The organism is Bacillus sp. SD075, from assembly GCF_017355165.1.
In the GTDB taxonomy this organism is placed as follows: Bacteria; Bacillota; Bacilli; order Bacillales; family DSM-1321; genus Peribacillus.
This window is the reverse complement of record NZ_JADILK010000032.1, coordinates 46,102-54,090: the sequence shown is the minus strand read 5'-3', so window position 1 is coordinate 54,090 and position 7,989 is coordinate 46,102. Positions and strand designations below refer to the sequence as shown.

The window sequence follows — 7,989 nt, the reverse complement described above, 5'->3', positions numbered from 1 at the left end:
AAACACCCTAAGGGTGTTTTTTAGTTTGTCTCAATAATTTTCTTTTCAATTAAAGGGCACATTCTTCAATTTCAAATCCCAGGTCTTCGATAATTCCCCAATCCGCTGTGGGTTCTTGACCAGCTGTCGTTAAATAATCGCCGACGAAGATGGAATTGGCTGCATAAAGTGCCATGGGCTGCATGGAACGGAGATTGACCTCACGCCCGCCGGCCAGACGGATTTCTTTACTCGGATTAACGAATCTCATCATCGAAATCAATTTTAGGCATTTAGTTGGGGTCAACTCGGAAGTTCCCTCAAGCGGCGTTCCGTCAATTGCATTGAGAAAGTTACAAGGTATGGAATCTGCATCAAGGCTGCGTAGGGATAGGGCGATTTCCACCGCTTCCGCCTCAGATTCCCCCATACCGAAAATGGCACCAGAACATGGGGACATTCCGGCATCTTTCACAGCTTCGACTGTATCCACCCGGTCTTCATATGTATGTGTCGATGTAATTTTGCCGTAGTTTTCCTGTGATGTATTCAAGTTGTGGTTGTAGCGATGAACGCCTGCTTCCGCTAGTTTGCCTGCATGTTCCTCATTCAGGAAACCTAAACAGCAGCAGATTTTAAGTTCCGTCGTTTCGCGGATTTCTTTAACCGCTTCAATGACATGATCAATTTCCCTGTTGGTCGGACGGCGGCCAGAAGCAACGATGCAATAAGTACCCGCTTTGCGACGAATAGATTCTTGCGCTCCCTCGACAATCTTTTCTTTAGTCAGCCAAGCATATTTATCGATCGGGGCTTCCGACACGATCGACTGTGAACAGTAGCCGCAATCTTCAGGGCATAATCCTGATTTCGTATTGATGATCATATTTAATTTAACTTTTTTCCCATAATGATGCTTGCGTATGAGATAGGCTGCATTCAAAATTCCCAAAACCTCTTCGTCTGGGGCTTGTACGATGGATAATGCCTCTTCCTCCGTCACTTTATATCCTTTGATAACGTTCTCCGCTAACATCTTCCAATCCCTTACCAATGTTTCCAAACCTAATCCCTCTCTTCTTTTAATGTTGTATAGTCCTTCCCATGATTCTTCCTTGATTAATTACCAGAGCCCCTCGGAACCGGTTGGATAATTTGTACACGCTAAATCAAATCGGTTGTTCTCGCTTGTTTATTGACCCTACAACTATGTAATAATTTGGAAGGAACAAATTCAACAATGTCGGCAATGAAAACGATATAAATAGTTTACCGACAAAATAGAACCTTTAATATGTAAACCTATTTTTATTTAAGTTAACATATTGTTTGAATAATAACATATAAACAAAATATTATTCAATGGTCTTTTTTCAATATTTTCCTAGTCTGTTCTTTAAATCCTAAGAAAGCTGGCAGTATATATGTTAACCAAACAATAAATTAGTTGACATATAAAATAGGAATCAGGCAAACTAATAGTGGGCATCATGCTGGCATTTCTAAAAAGGAGGTTAAAAACTTGAAAGCAAGGACGATTTCATATGTGGCCCTTTTTACCGCATTAACTGCCATTGGCGCCTTTATTAAGATACCTATCCCATACATACCATTCACACTGCAAATTCTGGCAGTCTATTTGGCAGGTGCATTATTGGGACCCCGCCTTGGAATGCTCAGTCAATTATGCTACGTCTTGATCGGACTTATCGGGGTGCCCGTGTTTGCTGAAGGCGGGGGATTCGGCTATATATTCAAACCCACTTTCGGCTATTTGCTCGGATATATACTGGGAGCCTATATAAATGGATGGCTGATCAACCGGTTTTCCCTCTCCACGATTCGTTCCATATTCTTTGCTAATGCAGCCTCTTTGCTGACAGTTTACCTTTTCGGCTGCATCTGGCTGTATGGTGCGATGAAGTGGATTGTGGAAACTCCGCTTTCAATCAACCAAACGATTCTTTACGGTTTCTTATTACCTGTACCCGGTGATTTAATGCTATGCATTCTCTGTGCTGTCATCATTCAACAAGTACGTCCCCGCATTTCAAAATATATAAACGTAAAGGAGCTGAATCATCCATGGGCCAAGCCTACTTTATAACCGGAACTGGAACGGATATTGGAAAGACCATCGTCACGAGTGCACTCTATCTGTCCCTTCAGACATTGGGAAAAAGCGTCACGATATTCAAGCCATTTCAAACTGGAATCAATGAGGAAAATAATACATACCCAGATATATCTTGGTTTGAACAGGAACTCGGTGTAAAGGAATCAGGGTTTTACACACTGGAACCCGAAACCTCCCCACATTTGGCGATTAAATTGACCGGGAGTCCAATCGATGAAAAGAAAGTAGTGGAAAGGGTTCATGAACTCGAGGAAATGTATGACATCGTATTAGTCGAGGGCGCTGGCGGATTGGCTGTGCCGCTTATTGAACGAACGGAAGGTTTCTATATGACGGCTGATTTCATCAGGAATTGCGGCATGCCTGTCCTGCTCGTATCTACAAGCGGTTTAGGGGCGATTCACGATGTCGTGACGACCCATTCTTATGCCCGAGTTCATGATATAAACGTGAAAACCATTTTGTATAACCATTACCGGCCAGAAGACCGGATTCATCAAGACAATATCGAAACCATTGAAAAGCTGACTGGGCTGAGTGGCCTCGCCTGCATCCCGACTCTGGCCGACGTTAAAAAAGATTTGAGGAGCTGTACCCTTGATTTGCTTGATTCCCAAGATTATACCCAACAACTGAAAGAGGTGTTCAAAGCATGAACAGTCAGGATTTAGAACAATGGGATAAGGAATATGTATGGCATCCATTCACCCAAATGAAAACGTATCGGGAAAGTAAACCGCTGATCATCGAGCGCGGCGAAGGCAGCTACCTGGTTGATGTGGATGGCAAACGCTATCTCGACGGCTATGCTTCATTATGGGTGAATGTGCACGGGCATAACGAGCCGGAATTAAACGGCGCACTTATTGAACAAGTGAAGAAAGTCGCGCACTCCACGCTGCTGGGATCTGCGAATGTACCATCGATCTTACTGGCAAAAAAACTGGCAGAGATCACACCTGGTTCTTTATCGAAAGTCTTCTACTCTGACACCGGATCTGCCGCTGTGGAAATCGCCCTTAAAGTGGCTTATCAATATTGGCAGAATATCGATCCCGTCAAGCATAAGAATAAAAACAAATTCGTCTCACTTGACGAAGCATACCACGGAGATACTGTCGGAGCTGTGAGTGTGGGCGGAATGGATCTATTCCATAGAATCTTTAAGCCCCTCTTATTTCAACGGATTTCCGCTCCTTCACCATATGCCTATCACATGACTGAGTATGGAGATCCAGAAGCTGTGAAAAACCATTGCTTGACGGAACTGGAGAAGTTACTGCAAGAACAATCAGAGGAAATTGCAGGTTTGATCATCGAACCTCTAGTGCAGGGAGCAGCAGGCATCATAACCCATCCTCGTGGTTTTTTGAAAGGGGTCGAACGATTATGCAAGAAGTACAATATCCTCTTAATTTGTGACGAGGTGGCCGTAGGGTTCGGTCGCACCGGTACAATGTTTGCCTGCGAACAGGAAGATGCCGTCCCCGATATCATGTGCATGGGCAAAGGGATCACCGGGGGATATATGCCACTTGCAGCCACCATCATGACCGAGAAAATCTTTCAATCCTTTTTGGGGGAACAAGAAGAACATAAAACCTTCTATCACGGCCACACCTATACAGGAAATCAGCTGGCCTGTGCCCTTGCCCTGAAGAATATCGAGCTAATGGAAAGCCGTAATCTCATTAAAGACATCCAGAAAAAATCAAAATATCTATCCGAAAGACTGCAAACGCTATACGAACTTCCGATAGTCGGCGATATCCGCCAGCGTGGCTTCATGATTGGAGTGGAAATCGTTAAAGACCGCCAAACAAAAGAAACGTTCACCCTCCAAGAGAACGTCGTTTCCGGGATCATCCATACAGCACGGGAAAATGGCCTGATCATCCGGGAACTTGGTCCAGTCATTACGATGATGCCGATTCTTTCCATGTCAGAAAAGGAACTCGATTTCATGGTTGAAACCGTCTACCGCGCCATTCAGGAAGTCTCCATTCATAAAGGATTGATCCCAGCTGCAAACTGATTCAAAAGGAACTGGAAGGGCAGAGCACATTACGGTTCCTTCCATACTTTCTAAGGGAACTTCGTGAAGAAGGATGTTCACTAATCCAGTAACCCCAGATTGCAGACAAGTCCAGGGAATGCAGTTTGTTTCCTCTTAAGAAAACGTTTCAGAACCAAATCATTTCTGAAATTCAAACTGAACATTTTAGGAATCCAGATAGCACCCATTCAGGATGTTTTAGTGCACGAGATATAACAAAAAAGATGACCCTGTTTTTTATTCAGAGGTCATCTTTCTGTTACTGCTTGGCTATGTGTTAGCGAATGCCTTTCATGTAACCTTGAATTTTTGGTGATAAGGCCATCAAGGCCAGTCCAAGGATTATTGAAGCAACACCGATCACTCCAAAATAAGCCATTTCGGTTTGAGGTGTGTAGAATCTGACGATTTGTGCGTTCAGTGCTTGTGCTGCTGCACTTGCCAGGAACCACAGGCTCATCGTTTGTGCCGAGAATGCGGCTGGAGCCAATTTTGTAGTGGCTGAAAGTCCAACAGGCGATAAACAAAGTTCTCCAAGTACTACAAGGAAATAACTAAGTACAAGCCATAGCGGATTGACTAATGCGTCTGATCCACCGAAATAAACAGGAAGCAGGATCACCAGGAATGATAAGCCGGCGAACAGTAGACCTATTGAGAATTTTTGAGGAATGGTCGGCTGACGCTTTCCTAGTTTAATCCATAACCAAGCGAATACCGGTGCAAGGGTAATGATGAACAAAGGGTTCAAAGATTGGAACCATGCAGGGTTTATTTCTAATCCTGCGAAATTCAACTGTGTCCGTTTATCTGCATAGTTCGCCAATATAGTTGCACCTTGCTCTTGAATCGCCCAGAACATGACGGCTGCTATAAACAAAGGAATATAGGCAATCAAGCGAGAACGTTCAACAGAAGTCGTTTTCGGGCTGCGATACATGAAAATGAAATAAAGGGTCGGAATAACGATCCCCAGGATACCTACGAGATTAATAAAAGTTTCAATCGTTAAGATGCCTGCATAAGCAGTGATGCCGATGATGGCAGCTATGATAAGTGCAGCTATCCCCAATTTAGTGAATACTTTTTTCTTTTCATTCTGTGATAGTGGGTTAGCAGGAATCGTTCCAGCCAGGCCCAGGTTCTTTTTCTTTGTTGTAACAAAGACGATGAGTCCAATCAACATACCAATTGCTGCAAGTCCAAAACCAAGGTGGAAGCTGTAGTCCATTCCGACTGTACCGACAACAAATGGTGAAAGGAATGCACCCATGTTGATGCCCATATAGAATATACTGAAACCGGAATCCCGGCGTTCGTCATTTTCCGCGTAAATTTCACCGACAATGCTGGAAACATTCGGCTTTAATAAACCAGTACCAAGAACAATGAGCACCATGGAAACAAAGAACATGGAGAGACTGCCTGGTACAGCAAGGACAATATGCCCGAGCATGATCAAGATACCACCGTAAAATACGGCTTTTGAAGTCCCAAAAATCCTATCGGCGAGCCATCCCCCAATTATTCCTGACATATATACTAAAGATCCGTAGATGGATACAAGGGCAAGGGCTGTATGTTCATCAAGACCTAGTCCCCCTTTAGAAACTTCGTAATACATATAGTAAACAAGAATGGCCTTCATGCCATAATAGGAGAAACGCTCCCAGAACTCAGTAAAGAAAAGGGTGAATAGTCCTTTTGGGTTTCCAAAAAAGCCTTTTTGAGGTACACTATCCACAATTTTCTGTTTATTTATCGTTGCCATACCTAGTCCTCCTTTTATTATTGTATAATAACTTTTATTTTCACTGTTGTAAACAAATATTTAGTATATTTAAATAATTAGTTTCAATATAAATAGAAGCGGCTTTCCATTATGCAAGCAAAATTCCGCATTCCTCAGCAAAAAACATTCTATTTAGTCTAATAGGGAGCATTCCTCAATGATATAGTACCCTAACTTCACCAATGGTATGACGCTTCATATCACTTTGATTGCCATGCACATCTAAAGAGATTCGGAAAAAATAGAGAGAATCATTTTGAAAAAAAACCCAACCAAAACCGTTATATACACCGTATAATAGATATAACAAAAAATGAGGAGGCACCATAATGTTCGGGATCATAACTGTTGTGCTGATTTTTTCCATCCCTATAATCGGCATACTGACAAGCCATTTCGAAAAACAGTCAAAAATCAAACACAATATGTTAAAAGTTGAATTGGAACTTGAAAAACTTAAACATGAAAACTTTCTGATGGAGACGGAAAAAATGAGACTGGAGCTGGCCCAGATGCAATTCAATCAAAAAAGAGACGAGCCAAGGTTACTGTGATCAAGTAACCTTGGTTCGTCTTTTTTAATCAGCATGATGCCGTTTTAAGGACCTTCCGCCCGTCATAAGAATGGTTAATGCCCCATGCAAATAAGTTCGTTTTAATGGATATATTGATCGCCCACAAGAAGGTTTGACAGCACCTTTGTCGGAATGATGAACTCGACGGCCCCCATATATCCCGGTGCAGCTTCATAGCTGTTAAAAGCGATGACTAGCTTGCCATCTCCATTTATATAAAAGTTTTGGTTTTCATCGATGCCTTTAAAGGCAGTATGGCCATCATCTTCGACCCAATATATCTTTTCCGGATCTTCAGCCATCTGCCGCTTCATCTGTTCCTTGATGTTCTCACTGATCACCTGAAGATAGCGATCATCTTTAAATAAGCTATTTAACGTTAATAACACTTCGTTTTTCTTGTCGACTGTATCGAATTGACTTTCTGTAGAACTGGAAGCCTGAATCGTATCCGTATAACGCTGTACGGATAATATCGTTTCATTATCCGTCAATATCACATATCCGCTTTCCACCGAGATATTGCCCTTTTCCCCTTCCTTCAGTTTTGACATGGAGTCCGTGAATTCCTTATAGAGCTGCTTGCTTTCCGATAAGTATTTATCATTCAAGCTATTTTCGAGCTGTTTATTCTCCAGACCGGATATAGCAGGTGTTTTGATGAGTGCCGAGGAATTATTCGCTTCTTCTTTCCATTCGACGAAGGTAATCACTTCGATGACCTTATCGACTATCGGAATATCACCCATGGCCTTCGCCACTGCCGGACTGATGTTTACGGAAGCTGTCAAAATCAGAAGCGCTGCAGCCGCTGATAAGAGGATATTCCTGCCAACCCTTGGCTTCTTCCTGGGCTTTTCATTCAAGGTTGCTTGAACGACATCATTCAATTCCTTTGGTATCGGTGTTTTAAGATATTCTTCCCGCAGATCCTTTAATTTTTTTTCCATTTTTTCGTTTCCTCCCGTTCAGTCATGTTGATCCGCAATAGTTGCAGCGCTTTATATAATCTCGTTTTAATCGTGCTTACGTTCTCTTCCAGCACTTCCGCTATCTCGTCCAACTTCAGGTCCTCAAAGAAACGGAGAACGACTACCGTTTTGTACTTGACCGAGAGTCCCTCCAGGGCCTTTTGCAAATCCAGATCTGGATAGTGATCTTCCTCACCGCTGCGTAAGTATTCTATTGTTTCGTCATCGGCGACGGTCAGTTTCTTTTTCTTTCTCAAAACATCCAGTGCCGTTCGGACGATGATTTTATATAACCAACTATCTATGGAAGCAGCGTCTTTGATCTTGCTGCTGGAGGCTAGCGCTTTCCTGATCGATTCCTGTACGATATCAAGGGCATCCTCCTGATTTTTGACATAGTAAAAAGCAAGTCTGTACAAATTTTCTTGCCGTTCGGTTATCCGGGCCGCTATTAATTGATTCATATCTAGATTTTTCAT

Annotated in this window: 8 protein-coding genes; 4 read left to right on the top strand and 4 right to left on the bottom strand. The window is 42.7% G+C overall.

The window, feature by feature from the left end:
* Nucleotides 1–49 precede the first annotated feature (49 nt).
* Nucleotides 50–1,015: a biotin synthase BioB gene (gene bioB, locus IOC57_RS18455; RefSeq protein WP_286185001.1), complete on the bottom strand. Its 966-nt coding sequence runs from the start codon at nt 1,013–1,015 to the stop codon at nt 50–52.
* A gap of 486 nt (nt 1,016–1,501) precedes the next feature.
* Between bioB and IOC57_RS18450 the strand changes: the two genes are divergently transcribed.
* The 3 genes from IOC57_RS18450 to bioA are packed head-to-tail and all read left to right on the top strand — an operon-like array spanning nt 1,502 to nt 4,151.
* Nucleotides 1,502–2,086 carry a biotin transporter BioY gene (locus IOC57_RS18450; RefSeq protein ID WP_207440052.1) on the top strand — a complete coding sequence of 195 codons (585 nt, stop codon included), beginning with the start codon at nt 1,502–1,504 and terminating at the stop codon, nt 2,084–2,086.
* Complete coding sequence (bioD, locus tag IOC57_RS18445; RefSeq protein ID WP_207440051.1) at nt 2,065–2,772, top strand: dethiobiotin synthase; 708 nt, start codon at nt 2,065–2,067, stop codon at nt 2,770–2,772. Before IOC57_RS18450 ends, bioD begins: the two co-directional genes overlap by 22 nt.
* The gene (gene bioA, locus IOC57_RS18440; RefSeq protein WP_207440050.1) at nt 2,769–4,151 is read left to right on the top strand and encodes an adenosylmethionine--8-amino-7-oxononanoate transaminase; all 1,383 of its coding nucleotides are present in this window, start codon (nt 2,769–2,771) and stop codon (nt 4,149–4,151) included. Before bioD ends, bioA begins: the two co-directional genes overlap by 4 nt.
* Nucleotides 4,152–4,449: 298 nt before the next feature.
* Here bioA and IOC57_RS18435 read toward each other — a convergent pair whose 3' ends face one another.
* Nucleotides 4,450–5,943, bottom strand: a complete 1,494-nt coding sequence (locus tag IOC57_RS18435) for a peptide MFS transporter (RefSeq protein WP_207440049.1) — start codon at nt 5,941–5,943, stop codon at nt 4,450–4,452.
* A 350-nt stretch (nt 5,944–6,293) separates the two neighbouring features.
* Here IOC57_RS18435 and IOC57_RS18430 point away from each other — a divergent pair, with 350 nt between their 5' ends.
* Nucleotides 6,294–6,518 (top strand): hypothetical protein, encoded by a 225-nt coding sequence (locus tag IOC57_RS18430; RefSeq protein ID WP_207440048.1) that lies wholly within the window; start codon nt 6,294–6,296, stop codon nt 6,516–6,518.
* 101 nt (nt 6,519–6,619) lie between these two features.
* On the opposite strand, the gene rsiV is transcribed toward IOC57_RS18430, so the two are convergent.
* Together rsiV and IOC57_RS18420 are read right to left on the bottom strand one after the other, a co-directional pair.
* Entirely contained in the window at nt 6,620–7,489 is an 870-nt protein-coding gene (gene rsiV, locus IOC57_RS18425) for an anti-sigma-V factor RsiV (RefSeq protein ID WP_207440047.1), read from the bottom strand.
* Nucleotides 7,474–7,989, bottom strand: coding sequence for an RNA polymerase sigma factor SigV (locus IOC57_RS18420; protein WP_207440046.1), 516 nt, complete (start codon nt 7,987–7,989; stop codon nt 7,474–7,476). The genes rsiV and IOC57_RS18420 overlap by 16 nt, the downstream gene beginning before the upstream one ends.

Coding starts and splice junctions, on each gene's coding strand:
- rsiV (WP_207440047.1), bottom strand. CDS start 7,489: ATGGAAAAAAAATTAAAGGATCTGCGGGAAGAATATCTTAAAACACCG.
- bioA (WP_207440050.1), top strand. CDS start 2,769: ATGAACAGTCAGGATTTAGAACAATGGGATAAGGAATATGTATGGCAT.
- IOC57_RS18420 (WP_207440046.1), bottom strand. CDS start 7,989: ATGAAAAATCTAGATATGAATCAATTAATAGCGGCCCGGATAACCGAA.
- bioD (WP_207440051.1), top strand. CDS start 2,065: ATGGGCCAAGCCTACTTTATAACCGGAACTGGAACGGATATTGGAAAG.
- bioB (WP_286185001.1), bottom strand. CDS start 1,015: ATGTTAGCGGAGAACGTTATCAAAGGATATAAAGTGACGGAGGAAGAG.
- IOC57_RS18430 (WP_207440048.1), top strand. CDS start 6,294: ATGTTCGGGATCATAACTGTTGTGCTGATTTTTTCCATCCCTATAATC.
- IOC57_RS18435 (WP_207440049.1), bottom strand. CDS start 5,943: ATGGCAACGATAAATAAACAGAAAATTGTGGATAGTGTACCTCAAAAA.